The 19195-nt window shown below is 41.2% G+C and carries 21 protein-coding genes and 2 tRNA genes; 6 read left to right on the top strand and 17 right to left on the bottom strand.

All coding sequences use genetic code 11. The features are described 5' to 3' along the window. Positions 1-56: 56 nt before the first annotated feature. A complete protein-coding gene (locus AC1ECB_RS05130; protein ID WP_485667731.1) occupies positions 57-1259 on the bottom strand; it encodes an acetate/propionate family kinase in 1203 nt (400 codons plus the stop codon). A 151-nt stretch (positions 1260-1410) separates the two neighbouring features. Between AC1ECB_RS05130 and AC1ECB_RS05125 the strand changes: the two genes are divergently transcribed. Then, the gene (locus tag AC1ECB_RS05125) at positions 1411-2664 is read left to right on the top strand and encodes a nucleotidyltransferase (protein ID WP_485667730.1); all 1254 of its coding nucleotides are present in this window, start codon (positions 1411-1413) and stop codon (positions 2662-2664) included. Here the strand turns inward: AC1ECB_RS05125 and AC1ECB_RS05120 are convergent. Continuing rightward, positions 2600-3424, bottom strand: coding sequence for a patatin-like phospholipase family protein (locus AC1ECB_RS05120; RefSeq protein WP_485667729.1), 825 nt, complete (start codon positions 3422-3424; stop codon positions 2600-2602). The genes AC1ECB_RS05125 and AC1ECB_RS05120 overlap by 65 nt on opposite strands. 117 nt (positions 3425-3541) lie before the next feature. On the opposite strand from AC1ECB_RS05120, the gene ylbJ reads away from it, so the two are divergent. Beyond that, a complete protein-coding gene (ylbJ, locus tag AC1ECB_RS05115) occupies positions 3542-4801 on the top strand; it encodes a sporulation integral membrane protein YlbJ (RefSeq protein WP_485667728.1) in 1260 nt (419 codons plus the stop codon). 8 nt (positions 4802-4809) lie between these two features. On the opposite strand, the gene AC1ECB_RS05110 is transcribed toward ylbJ, so the two are convergent. The 4 genes from AC1ECB_RS05110 to AC1ECB_RS05095 all read right to left on the bottom strand — a co-directional run bounded on the left by AC1ECB_RS05110 (position 4810) and on the right by AC1ECB_RS05095 (position 7377). Then, positions 4810-5271, bottom strand: coding sequence for an ATP synthase subunit B family protein (locus AC1ECB_RS05110; RefSeq protein WP_021167500.1), 462 nt, complete (start codon positions 5269-5271; stop codon positions 4810-4812). A 28-nt stretch (positions 5272-5299) separates the two neighbouring features. Then, on the bottom strand, positions 5300-5785 hold the full coding sequence (coaD, locus tag AC1ECB_RS05105; protein ID WP_485667727.1) for a pantetheine-phosphate adenylyltransferase: 486 nt from the start codon (positions 5783-5785) through the stop codon (positions 5300-5302). Positions 5786-5893: 108 nt separating this feature from the next. Further along, the gene (gene rsmD / locus AC1ECB_RS05100; protein ID WP_485667726.1) at positions 5894-6475 is read right to left on the bottom strand and encodes a 16S rRNA (guanine(966)-N(2))-methyltransferase RsmD; all 582 of its coding nucleotides are present in this window, start codon (positions 6473-6475) and stop codon (positions 5894-5896) included. A 194-nt stretch (positions 6476-6669) separates the two neighbouring features. After that, on the bottom strand, positions 6670-7377 hold the full coding sequence (locus AC1ECB_RS05095; RefSeq protein ID WP_485667725.1) for a C40 family peptidase: 708 nt from the start codon (positions 7375-7377) through the stop codon (positions 6670-6672). A 167-nt stretch (positions 7378-7544) separates the two neighbouring features. On the opposite strand from AC1ECB_RS05095, the gene AC1ECB_RS05090 reads away from it, so the two are divergent. Further along, positions 7545-7621, top strand: a tRNA-Pro gene (locus AC1ECB_RS05090). Between the two features lie 272 nt (positions 7622-7893). Here the strand turns inward: AC1ECB_RS05090 and AC1ECB_RS05085 are convergent. After that, positions 7894-8022 (bottom strand): hypothetical protein, encoded by a 129-nt coding sequence (locus AC1ECB_RS05085; protein WP_485667724.1) that lies wholly within the window; start codon positions 8020-8022, stop codon positions 7894-7896. A 250-nt stretch (positions 8023-8272) separates the two neighbouring features. On the opposite strand from AC1ECB_RS05085, the gene AC1ECB_RS05080 reads away from it, so the two are divergent. Beyond that, positions 8273-8357 (top strand) — tRNA-Tyr (locus AC1ECB_RS05080). A 90-nt stretch (positions 8358-8447) separates the two neighbouring features. On the opposite strand, the gene AC1ECB_RS05075 is transcribed toward AC1ECB_RS05080, so the two are convergent. The 7 genes from AC1ECB_RS05075 to AC1ECB_RS05045 form a co-directional block, all read right to left on the bottom strand. Beyond that, complete coding sequence (locus AC1ECB_RS05075; RefSeq protein WP_485667723.1) at positions 8448-10184, bottom strand: TIGR03960 family B12-binding radical SAM protein; 1737 nt, start codon at positions 10182-10184, stop codon at positions 8448-8450. A gap of 132 nt (positions 10185-10316) precedes the next feature. Next, positions 10317-10853, bottom strand: a complete 537-nt coding sequence (gene nrdG, locus AC1ECB_RS05070; RefSeq protein ID WP_485667722.1) for an anaerobic ribonucleoside-triphosphate reductase activating protein — start codon at positions 10851-10853, stop codon at positions 10317-10319. A gap of 9 nt (positions 10854-10862) precedes the next feature. Continuing rightward, the gene (gene nrdD, locus AC1ECB_RS05065) at positions 10863-12875 is read right to left on the bottom strand and encodes an anaerobic ribonucleoside-triphosphate reductase (protein ID WP_485667721.1); all 2013 of its coding nucleotides are present in this window, start codon (positions 12873-12875) and stop codon (positions 10863-10865) included. A 19-nt stretch (positions 12876-12894) separates the two neighbouring features. Then, the gene (nrdR, locus tag AC1ECB_RS05060; RefSeq protein ID WP_485667720.1) at positions 12895-13359 is read right to left on the bottom strand and encodes a transcriptional regulator NrdR; all 465 of its coding nucleotides are present in this window, start codon (positions 13357-13359) and stop codon (positions 12895-12897) included. 175 nt (positions 13360-13534) lie between these two features. After that, positions 13535-13810 carry a YlmC/YmxH family sporulation protein gene (locus AC1ECB_RS05055; RefSeq protein WP_485667719.1) on the bottom strand — a complete coding sequence of 92 codons (276 nt, stop codon included), beginning with the start codon at positions 13808-13810 and terminating at the stop codon, positions 13535-13537. A gap of 166 nt (positions 13811-13976) precedes the next feature. Further along, positions 13977-14234: a GlsB/YeaQ/YmgE family stress response membrane protein gene (locus AC1ECB_RS05050; protein WP_094605514.1), complete on the bottom strand. Its 258-nt coding sequence runs from the start codon at positions 14232-14234 to the stop codon at positions 13977-13979. A gap of 145 nt (positions 14235-14379) precedes the next feature. Then, on the bottom strand, positions 14380-14871 hold the full coding sequence (locus AC1ECB_RS05045; protein WP_485667718.1) for a hypothetical protein: 492 nt from the start codon (positions 14869-14871) through the stop codon (positions 14380-14382). An 83-nt stretch (positions 14872-14954) separates the two neighbouring features. Here AC1ECB_RS05045 and AC1ECB_RS05040 point away from each other — a divergent pair, with 83 nt between their 5' ends. Beyond that, on the top strand, positions 14955-15077 hold the full coding sequence (locus AC1ECB_RS05040; protein WP_485667717.1) for a hypothetical protein: 123 nt from the start codon (positions 14955-14957) through the stop codon (positions 15075-15077). Between the two features lie 269 nt (positions 15078-15346). Here AC1ECB_RS05040 and AC1ECB_RS05035 read toward each other — a convergent pair whose 3' ends face one another. Then, positions 15347-15514, bottom strand: coding sequence for a hypothetical protein (locus tag AC1ECB_RS05035; protein WP_485667716.1), 168 nt, complete (start codon positions 15512-15514; stop codon positions 15347-15349). A 199-nt stretch (positions 15515-15713) separates the two neighbouring features. Here AC1ECB_RS05035 and AC1ECB_RS05030 point away from each other — a divergent pair, with 199 nt between their 5' ends. Beyond that, the gene (locus tag AC1ECB_RS05030) at positions 15714-17201 is read left to right on the top strand and encodes a recombinase family protein (protein WP_485667715.1); all 1488 of its coding nucleotides are present in this window, start codon (positions 15714-15716) and stop codon (positions 17199-17201) included. 259 nt (positions 17202-17460) lie between these two features. On the opposite strand, the gene AC1ECB_RS05025 is transcribed toward AC1ECB_RS05030, so the two are convergent. Both AC1ECB_RS05025 and AC1ECB_RS05020 read right to left on the bottom strand, forming a co-directional pair. Continuing rightward, entirely contained in the window at positions 17461-17943 is a 483-nt protein-coding gene (locus tag AC1ECB_RS05025) for a GGDEF domain-containing protein (RefSeq protein ID WP_485667714.1), read from the bottom strand. Next, positions 17924-19066, bottom strand: coding sequence for a histidine kinase N-terminal 7TM domain-containing protein (locus AC1ECB_RS05020; RefSeq protein ID WP_485667713.1), 1143 nt, complete (start codon positions 19064-19066; stop codon positions 17924-17926). Before AC1ECB_RS05020 ends, AC1ECB_RS05025 begins: the two co-directional genes overlap by 20 nt. Between the last annotated feature and the right edge of the window lie 129 nt (positions 19067-19195).

Here is a 19195-nt window from a genome sequence, read left to right as displayed (position 1 = left end):
ATAAGCAAAGCAGGGAACGAATGTCCCCTGCCTGTCCTACGAAGGCTCATTAGCAATTATGCAAGATTGCCGCAGATTGTCTTAGTATCGCGGGCGATAACAAGTTCTTCATTGGTCGGAATAACAAAAATTTTGACTTCTGAACCGTCGGCACTGATTTCTTGCGCTTTGCCCCGAATATTATTTTTGGCAGGATCGATGCGAGTGCCCAAATATTCAAGACCATTACAAATTTTCTCGCGCATAGTAATCGAGTTTTCGCCAAGACCAGCAGTAAATACAATAACATCAACGCCACCTATAGCAGCGACATAAGAACCAATATATTTACGAACTCTATAAGCAAAGATATCAAGGGCCAGAGCCGCCCGCTCATTGCCTGCATTAGCGGCTTCCTCAATATCACGGAAATCACTGGATACACCTGAAATACCAAGTACGCCCGATTTTTTATTCAAGTAGTTATCTATTTGCTCGGCAGTCATTTTTTCTTTTTTCATCAGGAAAGGAAGAATCGCAGGATCAATTCCACCGCTGCGAGTTCCCATTACAAGACCATCAAGTGGAGTAAAGCCCATGCTGGTATCAATACACTTACCATTTTTAATAGCTGCAATACTGGAACCATTTCCTAAGTGGCAAGTGATTATACGCAAATCGGATAATTTTTTGCCCATAAGCTCAGCCACTTGTTGTGAAACAAATTTATGGGAGGTTCCATGAAAGCCATACCGTCTAACACCATATTTCTCGTACGCTTCGTAGGGAATAGCGTAAAGGAACGCCTCTTTAGGCATTGTTTGATGGAAAGCAGTATCAAAAACAGCTACCTGCGGAACACCAGGCATAATTTTGGAGCAAGCATTTACACCCATAATATTAGGCGGATTATGCAGCGGCGCCATTTCAATACACTCTTCCAAAGCTTTCATAACGTCAGGCGTAATCAATACGGAATCGGCAAATTTTTCTCCACCATGAACAATCCGGTGACCAACAGCGGCAATTTCTTTCATACTGGCAATTACACCATGTTTAGCATCAGTTAACGCCTCAATAACTAGTTTAATACCAATGCTATGATCGCTGATATCAGCATTAATAATTACTTTGTCTTTACCTTCCGGCTGATGAGTTAACACCGAACCATCTAAACCAATACGCTCAACTAGACCCTTAGCCAAAACGGACTCATCGTTCATATTAACCAGCTGGTACTTAATCGAAGAACTTCCACAGTTAACAACTAAAACTTTCACAGCAAAATCCTCCTTATTTTTGGGGTACATAGTAGTAACCAATTTTTATGTTTTCGACGCCTGACTAATTTTCCCTTCATTCAGGAACATTATTTAATAAAAAATTTCACAAATAGCGAATATAGGGTAAAATAACATAGGGTGAAGTGTAATGAACGCAGTAGGTATGATCGTTGAGTATAATCCTTTCCATAATGGGCATTTATGGCATTTGAACGAAGCTAAACGAATTTCCGGTGCACAATTCGCTATTGGTATTATGAGCGGTAACTTTTTACAACGCGGCGAACCGGCAATAGCGGATAAATGGTCACGAGCGGCGATGGCCGTTCAGGCCGGTGTTGATTTGATAATCGAACTGCCTGCCGTCTTTTCAGTACGCAGCGCACAATATTTTGCAGCAGGAGGTATTCAGCTGCTCAGTCGTCTGGGAATTGTCAGCCATGTCTGCTTTGGAACCGAAACGCCAGACTTATCTCTGCTGGCTTCTGTCGCCAATGGTTTAAATAACCAAGGTGTTATTGACAGGATGCGCCAACAAATGAAAACAGGTCAAACCTATGCCGCCAGCCTGGCGGCAGCACTATCGACAGAATCAGGTATTGCAGCAAGTCTGATACAAACCCCAAATAACCTTTTAGCCATCGAATACTTACGGGCAATCACAGCCTATGCTCCCCAGCTTAAGCCTCTTCCCATACAACGCCTGGGTGCTAATTATCATGATAATCAGGTTACCGCTACTATTGCCAGTGCCACTGCTATTAGAGCAGCCCTTTTAGAAAATAGTACGCTTTCTCCCAACAGTATGGCCTGGCAATCACTGCCGCCAGCGTGTGCCAAACAAATTAATTATTTAGTTTCGATTGGCAAAGTGCCGGTTACATTACAGGCCTTCAGCAATATGATTTTGGCCAAACTCAGGACTATGGGCCTTGATGAGCTGGCTGCTTTACCAGAGGTTACCGAAGGACTTCACAATAGAATAAGCGATGCTGCCCTTAAGGCAACATCGGTTGAAGAATTACTACTTTATAGCAAAAGCAAGCGCTACACATTAACCCGTCTACAACGAATTATTATCTATGCGCTATTAGGGATAACCAAAGATAAGCTTACACAATTTGACCAATCAGGCCCACTCTATGCCCGCGTATTGGCCTTTAACCGCAATGGGCGGACACTACTAAAAGAAATCAGCAATCAAGCTACTGTGCCTATAATAACAAAAACAGCTCATTTCCTTACTAGTAAACAGCGGCAACATAGCAACTTACCGCCCTTGCAAGTTATGTTAGCTTATGACATTGTGGCAACAGAAACATATGTACTTGGCTCACCTAATGGTCAGTGGCGGTCAGGTGGTCAGGATTATCAGACTTCGCCGCACTATATACCGGACTAGACAATAATTTCTTAATTTCCGGAATGACTGCTTCAGCGGCCAATTCTCCTGCTAAAGCACACTCATCCATTGTATCAAAAGAACTGGGTGACAGCTTACCCACAGCAGGCTGAATAAGAATATCACAATCAGGCTGGCGCTGCCTGCATAATTCTCGTTCCATAATATCAATGGATTGAATGATTACGTCAAACATGTTACTGATATTGCAAACTGTACCTGCATGCGCCAAATCAACAGCAATCACAACATCTGCGCCCATATTCCTCACCGTATCAATAGGGGTCGGATTGATAACTGCACCATCTATGAACAGTACATCATCAATAGCAAAAGGAATAAACACTCCCGGTACAGAAATACTAGCCCTTACTGCCTTGGCAACATCCCCTTCGGTAAAGACAACTTCCTGTCCACTGTTTAGTTCGGTTGCAACAATTGCCAACGGAGTTGTTAAATCTGCAAACGTCTTTTGTTTTGTTAATAGACGAATTGTCGCTAGAGCCCGTTCGCCGGCAACAATTCCCATCTGCGGGATTACAAAATCCAACCAGTGACGTTTTTTTAAATTTTTGGCTAATTTTAAGATAGTTTCCGGATCAAGCCCTGCGGCATATAGTGCGCCAATTAAACTGCCAATACTACAACCAGCAATATAATCTATCGGTATCTGATGATTTCTGAGTACCTTTAACACTCCAATATGCGCAATCCCCCGTAAGCCGCCAGATCCTAAAGCCAAACCTATTTTTGGTAACACAATTTATCCTCCTCCAATACAACTAAGTGTATTTGATACTTCATTTTAGTTATATTACCGCTTGCCTATCAATATATATATTATCAAACCGCACGGCTTGGAGGAGGAGATTAATATATGCGGACTTGGGGCAGTGGCAGGCGTTATCGTTCACGACTACTAGTATATTTTATGGCCTTTTGTACTGTATTTATTACCATTACTATGGTTACGTATCCTAAAGAAACCTTTGATTCGGCCATCATGGGCTTGAACCTATGGTGGAATGTAGTTTTTCCCGCTCTGCTGCCTTTTTTTATTTTGTCCGAGATACTTATGGGAATTGGTGTTGTTCACTTCATCGGCGTTTTACTGGAACCGTTGATGAGGCCTATTTTCAATGTCCCCGGCGTTGGTGCTTTCGCCATGTCCATGGGACTTGCATCAGGCTACCCCATGGATGCTGTAATAACCTGCCGCTTTCGAAAAAACCAACTATGTACAGCTGTCGAGGCCGAGCGCCTGCTATCTTTCACTAACACTGCTGATCCACTATTCATGTTTGGAGCTGTAGCAGTAGGTATGTTTGGTATGCCTGAATTAGGAGCAACTATTGCCTTGGCCCATTACATATCAAGTTTTCTCGTTGGGGTTGCTTTCCGATTTCATGGCCGGAGCAGGGATAGCTATGCCCTCGATACTCCAGCAGCAAGCGGCAATATCATTATTCGTGCCTTTCGGGCCTTATATAATGCCCGTCAAGAAGATAAGCGCTCATCAGGGCAATTGCTTGGTGATGCTGTAAAATTATCCATGAATACCATTATATTGATTGGTGGCTTTATCATTGTATTCTCCGTATTTATTCGTATCATGACGATAGTTGGCATTACTGATATCCTGACTGACGTATTTGCATCAGCACTAAGCTTGATCAACTATAATACCAACCTGGCTCCGGCATTGGTAAGCGGTTTCCTGGAAATTGATTTAGGAACACTAGCAGTCAGTCAAGTAGCGGCTCCTCTAGTTGAAAAAGTTGCTATTGCCAGTGCCATCATTGCTTGGAGCGGTCTTTGTGTCCACGGCCAAGTAGCCAGTATTGTTATCGAATCAGGTATTCGTATGACTCCTTACATAGTAGGTAGACTGCTACACGCCGTACTCGCAGCTATCCTCACCGTATTACTGCTTGGATCAGGACAACGCCTTACCACACTAATGGTTATTCCCGCATCCATGACTATGAGCCAAAGTAATAGTTTTATTTTTTGGTTGACTAGAATTGAGCAGACTACGTATCAAATTGGAATACTGCTTAGCATCCTGATTGTAATGTCAATTGCAGTTCATCTGCTAAGAGGAATCTATCGTTATGCGAATAGAAAAGGAGCCTAGCTCCTTTTCTATTTTGTTAAATTATTTTTATTTTGCTGCAAATCACGATGTCCCTGCCTAACTACTTCTAGTGTTTGCTCCAGGTTATTCAAAACATGCTTAAATACTTCGTCTGCATAATTGACAGCATCATTTTGTAGGTTTTTAGCAGTTAAACTAGCTTGCGTCATAAGGTCATTTGCTTGCTCCTGTGCCTGTTTATTAATAATATTTTCATCAGTAAGCTTAATAACATAGGTTTTAGCTTGTTCTACGATATTTTGTGCTTCTTTTTGTGCTTCATCAAGAATACGCTGGCGATCAGCGATAATCCGTTTTGCTTCCTCAAGCTCTTTAGGGAGCAGTTCACGGAAGTCATCTAGGAATTTTGCCAAATCATCTTCTTCAATAACCCGCTTATTCGTAAAGGGTAGGCGGGTCGCCTCAACCAGTATAGTTTCCATCTCATCTAACAACTTGTCAATACTCATAATCTTCTCCCTTCCCCTTCAAACAATTCTAGCTTTTTTCACGAATTCTTTTTGTAATTTTTTCTTCTAAGCATTCAGGTACCAAACCAGTAATTGGTCCACCAAATTTAGCCAATTCTTTAATACTACTTGAACTAACAAATGAATACTCATTACTTGTCATCATAAAAATTGTTTCTATTTCCGGAACTATTTTTTTAATGAGCAAAGCGCGTTGAAATTCATATTCAAAATCACTCAAAGCTCTTAAGCCCCGAACAATAAAACTACTATTTTGCTGCAGCACATAATCATATAAAAGACCGGAAAAACTATCAACCTTGATATTAGCAATATCCTTAGTTGCCAGATTTAACATTTCCACCCGTTCTTCCATGGTAAATAGTGGTTTTTTGTTAGGATTATGAAAAACAGCTGCAATGACTAAATCAAACATTTTACTAGCCCGTGAGAATATATCCACATGCCCGTTTGTAACCGGATCAAAACTTCCAGGGCAAACCCCTATCCGCATATCAGCTTCCTCCTGAAGTAATTTCGTAATATCGCGTTAAGATAAGACTTGGCTTGTGCCGTCCTTTAGGACGCAGGCAGAAGCCTTAGTCGTTCAATCCAGGGAAAGTTAACCTTTCCATCTGGACAAAAAAGCCACCAATGTTTCCCCATAACGTTCGTTACGAACTAGCTTCAAGTGTTGCCAATCCGCATTTAGTTGTTCATGTTTAGAGTATTCAACAACAATTAGTCCGCCGTTTTCAACAACATCAGTATTATCAAGTTTTTGCAGCACAGCATTTACCAATCCCTGATTATATGGAGGGTCTACAAATATAAGCGTGAATGACCGCCCTGATTGGGCTAATTTATCCAATGTTTTTAGAGAGTCACCACGGTAAACTTCAGACACTTTACTTAAATCAGCATGATTAATATTTTCTTTTGTTGTCGCAAGACTGACCATACTATGGTCTACAAATAACGCATGGACTGCCCCGCGGCTTAATGCCTCCAATCCCAAATTACCTGTACCGGCAAATAAATCCAGTACTTTTGCACCCATAATTGCATTTCGATCAACTTGCACTTCTAAGTTTGCAAGAATATTAAATATAGATTCCTTAACCCGGTCAGCCGTAGGACGCACATCAAGTCCTTTAGGTGCTTTAAGCTTGATTCCTTTGGCAACTCCTGTAATAATCCGCATACATACCTCAAATTGTAATTTAAATTCACTTAACATTAGTATTTTAGCACATTTAAACAACCACAGCACTTTTTGTGAAAAATAATATTTGTCTACTAGTATACCCGCCTCAAGAGTAGACAAACAAAAAATAACCGGATAACCGGCTATTTTTTATTACCGCTATATATAAACAGGTAAAAGCGGAATATATATTATCTAACTATACGGAAAGCTCCTAAAAAACGCGTCTGGTAATAGTCCTTAGACATTGCAGTCAAAGTTACTTCACTGGCACCAGAACTAGCATGGATAAATTGCCCATTTCCCACATATATACCAACATGTGAAGGACCAGGGGTATAGGTACTATAGAAAACTAAGTCACCAGGCTGAATGTCATTCATTGACACCCTTCGCCCATAATTATATTGTTCATCTGCAACCCTTGGCAACGAGATACCATATTGGCTATACACATAGTAAACAAAGCCGGAGCAATCAAAACCACCGGGAGCAGCCCCTCCCCAAGTATAAGGCACACCTAGAAACCCTTGGGCAAAATTAGCAAGTTGCCGTCCAAGTTTTCCGTTATAATTACCACGACTTGATTCAGCAGTACCTGTAAAGCTGCGAAGCGTCTGCCATGTTTCGAAACCAACAATGCCATCAACTTGAATTCCAATCATCTGTTGGAATTCAAGAACAGCTTCCTTAGTATCTGAGCCAAATTTGCCATCCACATCTGACTGATAAAAACCTCTTTTTTTAAGTTCTCTCTGTAAGGTGTAAACAGCATCATTAGCGTCTCCTATCCTTAATACCGGCATATCCTGGCCTGATGCAAGAGCTGAATTACCAGGAGTTAATAGCAATGCAACTACAAAAACAACCATAACAAGAGTAATTTTGACTAACTTCAAAAACATACCTCCATTTACTTTAATCTGTCTTTTCTCGATTTCGACATTTTCTATAAAATTCCTGTGGGACTTAAGACTCATAATGTACCATTCAACAAACCATATAATTTACACTTTTCCACTGTTGACAACAGTATTATGAATGTGTATACTTAATAAATGTGAGCCGGGGCGTAGCGCAGTTTGGTAGCGCGCTTGGTTCGGGACCAAGAGGCCGCAGGTTCGAATCCTGTCGCCCCGACCAGATAAACCCAGTAATATCAGGTATCCCGAAGACTTGATAAACTTCTAACAATAAAATTTAAAGCAAGCATTCTAACGCCATTTACAACCTCTTATTTATATAAGAGGTTTGTTTTATTATTTATTCATGTTTCCTTCATTATTATAATATGTAAATGAACTTACATCCGCCATACGATTCCGGCAGTAAAAACAAAAAACCACCCCCAACCGAAGCTGAGAGTGGGCTACATAAACAAACCACACGCCCCCTCCTGATGATAGAGCGTCTATTTAGCCGGCTTTCTTATATACAGGATATTTTACATTTACAACTTCTTTAACTTTTTTCTTAGTGTGCCCAAAATGGGGATTGATCATTGAAATAACAAAAAATACTATACGACCAAGCGCCTTAATCATAAAATCATCCCCTTATCAATAAATAATTATAATTATTATTTCATTTCATTTTCATTTCTACATTTCCTTCCAAAAACCTTTATTTCCGGCAGATGAAAATAAAAAAACCGCCCAGGGACGAACCAGACAGACGGCAATAAAACATAACAATTCATCATACTCTTGCTGCATTAGGGCCTGAAATTGCTGAATAGACATGATAGAATATGTTTTATTGGACGTGCCAGAGCAGTTCAGCTAGTTATCCTCCGGAGGGATTCCCGAGTGGCTAAAGGGAGCAGACTGTAAATCTGCCGTCTTTGACTTCGGTGGTTCGAATCCACCTCCCTCCACCATAATATGATATAAGAATATAATCATGTTAGTACAACAATAGTACTAAAGCAGAGCGAACCGCTCTGCTTTTTGTTTATATTTCGAAATCCTTATTCTTGACACACACCACATCTTTTACACCCTGCACTACATGGCGGGGTGTATTTTTCTGCTTGCGCTTGATGATATTCAGCCAATAGATATGCTGTGTCGAAACCCATGCTCAAGTTATCCCATGGCAAAACCTCGTCCTCACCTCTTGGACGATATAAGTAAAACTCTTCACTAACCTGATGCGCTTTAAGAGCCTGTTTCCACCCCTTGACACCACCATTAGCCGCAGCGGTAAACAGTACTTGCCCTAACCTGCGATCACCTCGCGCCAAAACACTTTGGATATAAGCCTCTTTAGGTTGCTCAATTAATACCTCTACACCTTTCCTTTTTTTCAAAATGGTTTGGATGTATTTCAATCTGGAAGACACTTCCTCCATCGAAGCCATCGGCAACCACTGAAATGGCGTAAACGGCTTAGGAATAAAGGGATTAATACTTAATGTTAACATTGCCCTATTTCCTAAAGATTCCATATGCTCCTTGACTCTGTGGACCATTTCAATAATAGCCTCAACATCCTGATCACTTTCTCCCGGTAACCCAACCATGATATATAACCGAACATGGGGAATTCCGGCTGTTGTCGCAGCAGCTATAGCTTGATATAAATGCTCATCAGTAATTCCTTTATTGATTACCCGCCGCATTCGCTCACTGCCGGCTTCCGGTGCCAACGTAATGGTTTTGTGGCCGCTGGCAGCCAAAGCCTCTACCAAGCCAGGCGTCAGTGAGTCAGCTCGAAGTGACGCAACCGACATCGTAAGCCCCTCATTTAGAATCAGCTGGCATAATTTATCAATTTCAGGATAATCGGAAATAGCGGCCCCCATCAAACCGACTTTTGCCTGGAACATCTTAGCTTTCTCAACACCTTCGGCAATCTGTGCCAAAGGCCGAACTCTGGGATTACGGAAACAATAACCAGCCATACAGAAACGGCAATGCCTGCCACAACCTCTGGCAACCTCAATTAGGAACATATCCTTAAACTCAGTTTCCGAGGTAACAATCACCGTTTGTGCAGGATATTTCCCTAAATCCTTAATAAATCGACGCCTCACCTTGGTAGCTGGCAGTACCGGATGCCGTTCATAGCATTCAATAATGCCGTCATCAGCATATACAGGCTGATAAAAGCGGGGAACATAAACGCCTTCAATTTGCGCCAACCGCAACAATAGTTCTTCTCTTGGCAGCCCTTGCTGCAAACTGTCATAATAACTATCCAGGAAGTCCTGGATTACTTCTTCTCCCTCACCAATTATACAAGCATCAATAAAGTCTGCCAATGGTTCAGGATTAAAGGTAGCACATGGACCGCCGATAATTACCAACGGATCACCGTCTCCCCGGTCAGCCGCCAATACCGGAACTTTTCCTGTCAGTAAAATAGTAAGTAGATTAAAATAATCCATCTCAAATGAAACAGCAAAAGCAATCAACGGAAATTCATATAATGGTAACTGATTCTCTAGCGTTAATAAAGGTGTGTTTGTTCGAATATACTCGTTTAGCATTTTTTTATCAGGCAAAAACAGCCGTTCACAGGCTGTATCGCCCCGGCTGTTTATCTGTTCATAAATAATATGCATTCCAAGGTTGGACATTCCAACATGATACGTATTAGGGTAAACAAGAGCCATAGGCTGGCGGGAACCCGGCGCATAGACCAAAGTTCCCTGCTCAGCAGCCACAATTTTTTGCAGGCGCTCTTTTAAATGCCATGACATTTTTATCACATCCACCTGTAATGTCTGCCCATAATCGCAAGTATAGGTGACACTACAATAGTATACCAATATTTCATTAAATTATCTGATGACAAGTTACCCTAAGAATTCGCTTCGAAAAGCAGAAGTGCTTTACGCCCAGCGTTTTTGTAAGCTATCTTCCCATAATACCACTCGCCCAGCAGCTATTGTTGCTGCTACATCAATCAGACGCTGATTCCGAGAACCGCGAAAGGCCAGCCCTAAATCACGTTCAGCGGCCTGATATAAACCGTCTATCAAAATGTCGGTTTGTTTAAGCAAATCTCCAATGCTTTTACGATTGACCGTCATTGCTGCCAACTGTTCAAAAGTAAACCCGCTATAAGTAACTATGTCCAGACCCAATACCTTTAATTTTTGAGCTAACAAGGACAGCTGTTTCGCTTGGAGAAAGGGTTCTCCACCTGAAAAAGTTACCCCCTTTAATAATTTATTACGGATAAAAACTTTTTCAATATAGAGAAACAGATCCTCAACCTCAGTAGCATAACCGCCATTGATATCATGTGTATCCGGGTTATGACAACCTTCGCATTTGTGTGAACAGCCTTGGGTAAATACTACCAGTCGTAATCCCGGACCATCCACAATACTTTCTTCCGTTATCCCAGCAAGTCTAATTTCCATTTTTTACTCCTAAATATGGCATACGCGCTGGTTTAATTCCTTTAACTTGGCATCATTAAACCGGTCAACAGTACTTAAATAACCGGTAATACGGCGAACACGCCGAATACTGGTAGTCCCGCATGATGGGCATTCATCAGTGTCAATTACCCCTAGATGTCCACAACCTTCACAGAAATCAACGGGAAAATTAAAGCCGGCATAGCCAAAATCACATTTACGCATATGGCGAATAATTTCCTCTAATGCTCCTAAATTATTGACAGGAGGTGCACCAAATTCAACATAGCTGATATGGCCGGCATTAGTGTACTTATGATATACGCCCTCAATACGAATTTTGTCAAAAACGCTTATCGGATAGCCAACAGGAATATGGAATGAATTGGTGTAGTATTCTTTATCGGTAACACCGGGAATAATACCATACTCCCGGCGATCCATTTTTACAAATCGTCCTGATAGACCTTCAGCCGGTGTTGCTAGTAACGTATAGTTCAAATCATAATGCTCAGCAGCCCGATCAAGCTTATCACGCATAAAAGCAATGATTTCTTCTCCCATAATCTGGGATTCTTCATTTTCGCCATGATGGCAACCGGTTAAAGCTGTCAGCGTTTCAGCCAAACCGATAAATCCAGCTGATAACGTACCCTGTTTTATAACCTCTTCAATATAATCATTAGGATTTAGCTTGTCCGAATCAATATATAAACCCTGTCCCATCAAAAACGGCATATCACGTACCCTTAGCTTAGCCTGCACTTGAAAACGATGATAAAGCTGCTCACAAGTTAAGTCAATCAGTTCAGCCAGACTTTCATAGAATTTCATAAAATTACGCTCGGCTTTAATAGCCAAACGCGGCAAATTAATTGTAGTAAAGCTCAAATTTCCGCGTCCATCAGTTACTTCCGGACCGCAGCGATTAGCCATTACCCTGGTACGACAGCCCATATAGCCAACTTGATCCCCATAGGCTTTATTAAAAGAGGAATCCATAAAACTAAAAGTAGGATTAAGCCGTTGAGCCGCAACCCGAATTGCCAGTTTGAACAAGTCATAGTTAGGATCACCAGGATTAAAATTAACCCCTTCCTTAAGACGGAAAATTATATTCGGGAAAATAGGATTTTCACCCCGTCCTAACCCTTTTTCATAAGCTAACAATACATTTTTTATCACTGCTCGCCCGGTTGGAGAAGTTTCAGTCCCGATATTAAGACTGGAAAATGGTACTTGAGCACCTGCCCGGGAATGCATACTATTTAAATTGTAAATCAACGCTTCCATAGCCTGATATACTTCTTCATTACTGGCCTTTTCCATAAATGGTGCAATATCACGGTCGAAAAAAGCAAACGACTGCCCCCCATGCATATCGTTCTGTGAACTCTGCAAGATAATGGCCGCAAGAGCAGTAGCTGATGCAGGGCGTTTGGGAGAACGAATATAGCCGTGCCCGTTGTTAAAGCCACTGTTAAGTAGTTTTCCCAGAGGAATTTGGACACAAGTCAATGTTTTTCCATAAAAGTCCAAATCATGAATGTGATAATCCCCTTTAACATGAGCTTGCGCAAACTTTTCTGGAATAAGTCGGTTTAAATAGAAGGCCTTGCTGGCAGCACTGGCAATTTGCAACATCTTCGCAGATGGTGAATTAGAAACATTCGCGTTCTCACGACTGGTTTCCACCAGAATTTCACCCACTGCGTCCATTAGATCTGATTTAGCGTCCCGCAAGCGATTACGCTTGTCCCTGTACAAAATATAAGCCTTCGCGGTTTTGGCATGGCCTGTTTCAATTAATACCTTTTCAACAGCATCCTGCACATCTTCTACTCCAAATAAACCACCATTATATTGCTGTTTTAGAAATTTTAGTACATTAAGCGTGAGTTCTAATGCCAGTTCCCGGTCTGCCCCGCCTACTGCCTTCGCCGCTTTATATATTGCTTCGGTTATTTTACTTTCATCAAAATCGGCTTCTCGTCCATCACGTTTCTTTATCCTAACAAACATTCTCTTTCCCCCATATTGATTAATCTTTATGCTGTGTTTTCATAAGTAACTCAAGTTCCTGCATAAAATTATTAATATCAGCAAATTGCCGATACACTGAAGCAAACCTTACATAGGCAACCTGATCAATCTCTTTTAAATGCTGCATCACAGACTCACCAATTTGCCGGGTAGAAACCTCTCGTTCCACACTATTATAAAGATCTCTCTCGACTTTGCTGACAGCTGTTTCAATCACATTAACAGGAACCGGTCGCTTTTCACAGGCTCTTAACAGGCCGCCTAGTAGCTTACTACGATCAAACCTCTCCCGACGTCCGTCTTTTTTTATAACCATCAGAGGTATTTCTTCAACTACTTCATAGGTAGTAAAACGACGGACGCAAACCGAACATTCTCTTCGCCGGCGAATAGAATTTCCTTCGTCGGCTGCTCTTGAATCAACAACTTTACTATCAGCTGCTCCACAAAAAGGACAGCGCAAATTTCACTCACTCCTTGATTACTCTAGTAAGTATGTTATACTATTTGTAGGTCATTACCTGCAGTACTATATATTGTGCCCTGCATACTATATATACGCCACATGTTGTGTTTCTCCTGCCTGATAGGAAATTTTAACATAAAAACTCTAACCACTACCGGTTAGAGTTTTTACGTTATTCATGCTTTAACCCGCCAATGCTTGCGCCTTCAACCAAAATTACATCCATTCCGATTTTATTGATCTTATCCCACGGAATAACCACATCTTCATTACGTCCAAATAGTCCTAAAAATTTCCCCATCCCCGGTACAACAATAGCGGTAAGCCGCCCAGTGTCAACGTCAATTTCTATATCAGTAATATGTCCCATACGTTTACCATCAATTACACTTATTACCTCTTTCAACTTCAAATCACGCGTATTACCAACAATGTTTTTATCTGGCATAGTTAACACCTCCCTGATAAATATCTATGATAAGGTGAAGATTATTATGTTTCCTCATAGAAGAAACCTCCTGTCGCAGTTATCCTACAACAGAAGGCTTTTTGTCTCAATGTCCATTTTGATGGTGGATTCTTCACGGCTTCTAAGCTGGACGGCTAAAGGAAGGTTAGTCTTTCTTCGATGCGGCAGGTGCTACATGAAAAATTATCCGTATAACCCATAAAAGTATAACCGCTCCGACAGTACTTGAAATGATTGATCCGATTATTCCATATGTGGATATTCCCATATAGTTAAATATACTTCCACCAATAAAAGAACCTATAACACCTGTTACCAGATCGCCCCAGAAACCGAATCCCCCGCGCGAGATCATGCTAGCAAGCCATCCAGAAATCAGTCCAATTAATAAAAACCAAAGCATTATAATACCACCCTTTCCTGTAATGATTCTATAATTTCCGTTTTAGTTTCATTATATACAGATGGACGTACTCAAAAGATGTGGCCGGAAGATAAAAGTAAAAACCACTCCTATTGGAACGTCCCAAACAGCAGCCTTAGTAGAATTACCGCAAAAATTTCACTGTAATATCAGGCAGATACCTGGCAAAAGCACTAATTAATTCAGTAGTAAGTTCTTCATCCTTAAGCATACGCTCAATTGCATTTATCTCTATTACCCCGTACGGTTTAACCAACCCCAGCAATGGGTGGTGTACTCCCGAATCTAGTTGACCAGTATCTACACTTTCTACACGTAGTCCCTCCAGATGAAATGTATACTCGCCAATAACTTGTCCATTCCGGGTCACCTGAAGACCAGCTTTGTTTTTACGGCCAGCTAGGAGGCTATCCGCTATAGAGTATAAATAAGGATGTTTTTCTTTCACAATACTGAGAATTTTTTCCCTAAACGGCACAACTTTTTCTTTTATAAGTATGTCTGTTTCGGTCATATATACATACCTCCCTATCGTATTCATATATAGTATTTCCACTTGCATGATTTTAATTATGAAGCCGTTGATGATTATCCAAATATCATCAATCACAATCATCGCTAGCCCCTCATACCTCAATTTTCAAATTTTTACTGCCGTATTTCCTCTCACCTCGGAAATACTAATTGGGAGGTGATTTTATGGACAAAAAACATCCTGATCGTACTAATGAATGGAGGAAACAGCAACAAATTTTAAAAGAATACAGTAATAAAAAATCAGCAACTAAGGACACGGATGATATAGATAAAAAGCATAGTTAAAGCAGCAATTTTTCAGGATAAACTATGGCCTAAGAGGTGATTTTTATTTCACTGTATAAACAAGACATAAAAGCTAATTCAAAGAAGGTTACCTTCGGTGATCCAAAATATAATTCAAATCGCGATAGCGCTAAGGAAAAGAATACGCAAAACAAACCATACTTACCGGATAAATGATGTTACTAGCTTTACTAGTCGGCTTACAATAGCCGGCTTTTATCTTTTTACGCCCGCTTGTCCAGTTATTAGACAGTCGGGAATTACCCGACCTAATCTTGCTGTTGCTCGTGTTTTTTGAAGTATCCCTCTAGCCACCCTTGTTCTATGGCTGTTTTAATCTCGTCTGGCAGGTTGTCTGCCGGGTACTGTTCTGCCGGGTACCATATATCATCAACCTGGCAGCCTTTGAAGATGAATTTAAGTTCCCTTTTCGCCACCCTATCACCCCCGGTATAACTCTATGCGGGATAGCTTGAAAACTTACCCCATATCCCCGGTCATGCTTTGTAGTATTTTACAATGAGGGGCTGCGCATAGGAAATTTAGTAAAAAATTTTCTTACCTTCCCGGGTTATTGCCGTGTTATAAATTCAGACGATGTACATATCTTTATGGAAGAAAGGATGGGATGTCTCTATGAATGCAGTGTATGTTCGTGTAAGCTCAGAGGAACAGGCTAAATCCGGGTATTCACTTGGAGACCAACTACAGGTTTGCCGCACCCGCCTGCTAAGTATGAAATTTACAGACATAAAAGAGTATATTGATGACGGCTATAGCGGCGAATATCTTGATCGTCCCGCCCTTGATGAGCTTAGAAGTGACCTTCGTGCCAAGCTTATTCAAAACATCTGCATCTATGATCCAGACCGCCTGAGCCGTAATCTAACCAACCAGTTACTCATAGCCGACGAAATTGAAAAGTCCGGTGTCGCTCTCTACTTTGTGACCGGAGACTATGATGCCAGCCCGGAAGGCCGTTTGTTTTTCAGTATACGTGGAGCCATCAGTGCATTTGAAAAAGCAAAGATCCGTGAGCGTACTCAACGGGGCCGGAAAGCAAAAGCTAACTCCGGTAAAATAGTCCATAATGCCCGACCGTATGGGTACAGCTTTGACAAAGAGACTTCTATGTATATCATTAATGAGGCTGAAGCCACCGTAGTACGAATGATTTATGATCTGTGCATCAACCAAGGCATGGGTGCCAGAACAATTACCCTGAAACTGGCACATATGGGAATTCAGGGACGTAAAGCTGGTAAGCCCCTTTCGATCAACTGTGTCGAACGGGTCCTGACACGCGACATGTACTATGGTCAGCACTACTTGTTCCGCCAGTCAGTTACCAAGACCGGACAGAACACCCGGGAAATCAAGAATGTACCCCGCGAGGATTGGATACCAATAGCAATCCCCCCCATCGTTGATTATGATACCTACCAGCAAGCCCAGAAGCAACGGCAAAAAAATAAGCGCTATGCAAAGCGCAATACAACCCATAATTACTTGCTGCAGGGTATCCTCTACTGTGGATTATGTGGGCACTCTATGACGGCTTACGGACGGCCAGGGGCCCGTAAAAAGACAGATCCTAAGATGTATTACTATTACTCCTGTATTACTAAAGAATCAGCTATCTATATGCTTGATGAACCTTGTCAATGCCGCAGAATACCGGCTACTATTTTTGACGAATTTGTCTGGACTATTTTTGTTAATTCGGCTAAAAACAGTAACAGCCTGGACCAGTATATTAAAAAAGATGCTGTTAAGGATTACTCAGATGAAATTGAAAAAATGTCAAAGCTTGAGGCGGCTTTATTTAGTAAGTGCACTGAAATTACCACCTGGTTCCGCGAGGATTTAATTGCTGCCGACACAGCAAAAAAAGAACTACAGAGTATTAATAGGGAATTGGCTTCTGTTACAACAGCCCTTACTGCTCTGCGCCACGCTCAAAGTAAGTTAACTATACCCGGCCCTACCATCTTACCAGCGGAAATTTTAGCTGCTAAAACCTTTGCTGATAAGCAAGATATCCTCCGTCAATCAGGTATAACCGTCTATGCTGTACGCCTTGGGGATTCGGTAGAATTTGAATTTAAGCTAAGAAAAGACTAGGCTTGCACCAAATCCTTTAGGATATGGTGCAAGCCTAGTCTTTCCAGTCAGTGATAATTATACTTTCCATCCGAAAAACCCAGGTCTTAATTTTATCTACATTATTACGTTTATTATTGTACTTCTGATTTGTTTAAGTCGCTAGTCTTTAACATTCTCCCCCTCCTCTATTTAAAACTTCACACATGCAGCATCAAGATTCTACAATAATTATATGAAGGACAAGGGATAACTGTGCTAAGTATATTTTTTTATTTTTTCAGTGCTCACCGATGCCCGGATTTCCTGGAGTAGATAATTCTACACCTGATTTCGTATTAAACACGCAAACTTGATTACCTCCGGCCTTTTTCGCCTCATATAATGCTTCGTCCGCATAGTTAATTAATGTCTCCAAATCAAATGAAACTTCATTTTGCATGGATACTATCCCAAAGCTGGCAGTAACAGTTATTTTCCTTTCTCCTGCAACAAGTATCATTGACTTTACGGCCCGCTTAAGACGCTCAGCCAGTTCAACTGCTTCGGGAGTATTACTATCAGGTAAAATAATAACAAATTCATCCCCGCCATAGCGTCCAAAAATATCTTGGCTGCGTAAATTATTCTGGCATGTCAATGCAAAATGCCGCAAAGCAGCATCGCCTATTATGTGCCCGTATATATCGTTCACTTGTTTGAACTTATCCAGATCCGCAAGTATAATTGCTATCGAACCATGTTTACGGCAAACCTGAGTCAATAACGCTGTTCCATCCTCCGAGCCACCGGTTCCGGTTCCATGCTTTAGTTAATGGATCAATAGCCGCTTGCAGTTGAAGGCTTTCCACAATATTTGAAAAATGGGTAATATCCCGGCAGATTACCATGAAACCGACAGTATGATTTCTGTTATTATATAGCTCAATGCGCTGTAACTGATACGTGCTCTTTTGGTCTCCCGCTTGCAGCGTCATTGTTTCCTGTTCGTTAACAGAATCAGCAATAAGATTCATCAAAATTGGATAGTCCCGGAATAACTCGGAGCCATTTTTCCCTTTTGCATCATTTTTCAACTTTGGAAACACCTTACAGCCGGCTGCATTAAAGTCGACCAGGCATCCTTCCCGATCAAAAACAAATACACCTTCGGATAGTTTTTGAAACACAGCCTGCCGTGCAATTGGAGCAATTTCAAGCATTTTTAAGTCAAATACAGCCCAGGCATATAGAAGTCCCGGAACTAGAAACGAGACTGGAACTGGATCTATTCCCCAAGGAATAATTCTCAACATGTATGCAAGAAATACAACCCAGGGAAACATAGAACCTAGGAAGATAGCAAAAGCTTGTTGTTTTTTATCCTCTGAAGCGTTTTTCCAGGCACGGGTGTAGAGTATATTGCCAATAACGATTGCTATATTTGTGAATACATTATGGAACCAATACCATGGCCCTGCTACAAAATCCACTACGGGAAAAGGAGCTTCAGAGTTTAGTCGCATATCAACATAATGGAGATGGTGTAATTCTGACGTATTACTGATAATAAACGTGATTGCCGACAGCATCAAAAATAAAGCTTTAACTTGAGGCCAATATTTGAGTTTCATTTTAGTAAAACGGACAGCAAATATAACCCAGGCAGTTGGTATGAAAGCAATACCGATAGATTCTACATGAAGCCAGAATCGAACCTTCTCCAAGGTACTGCTAGCAAACTCAAACATGTAACCAAAGGTATAAATGGTCGTTAGAAAGATTAAAAGGAAAAAGGCTTGCCCCAAGGGGCTCTGTCTGCGCCGCCAAGCAACTAGTGACAGAGTTCCCATAATCAAAGTACTTAACGCAAGTAGAACTATCAAAACCGATTTTTCCGCATACACCGTATTCACCCTTTAAATTATATATACACCATGTAAGCCAATGGAATTTTATCATTATTTTAGCAGTTTAGCAATAACCAAACCAAATCGTACAAAGCATAGTCCTTATTTTCTTCGTTCAGGAGTAAT

The organism is Sporomusa sp. 246TCP1 (genome assembly GCF_057319775.1).
Note: the sequence above shows the minus strand (reverse complement) of the source record. Positions and strands in the feature narration are given on the sequence as shown.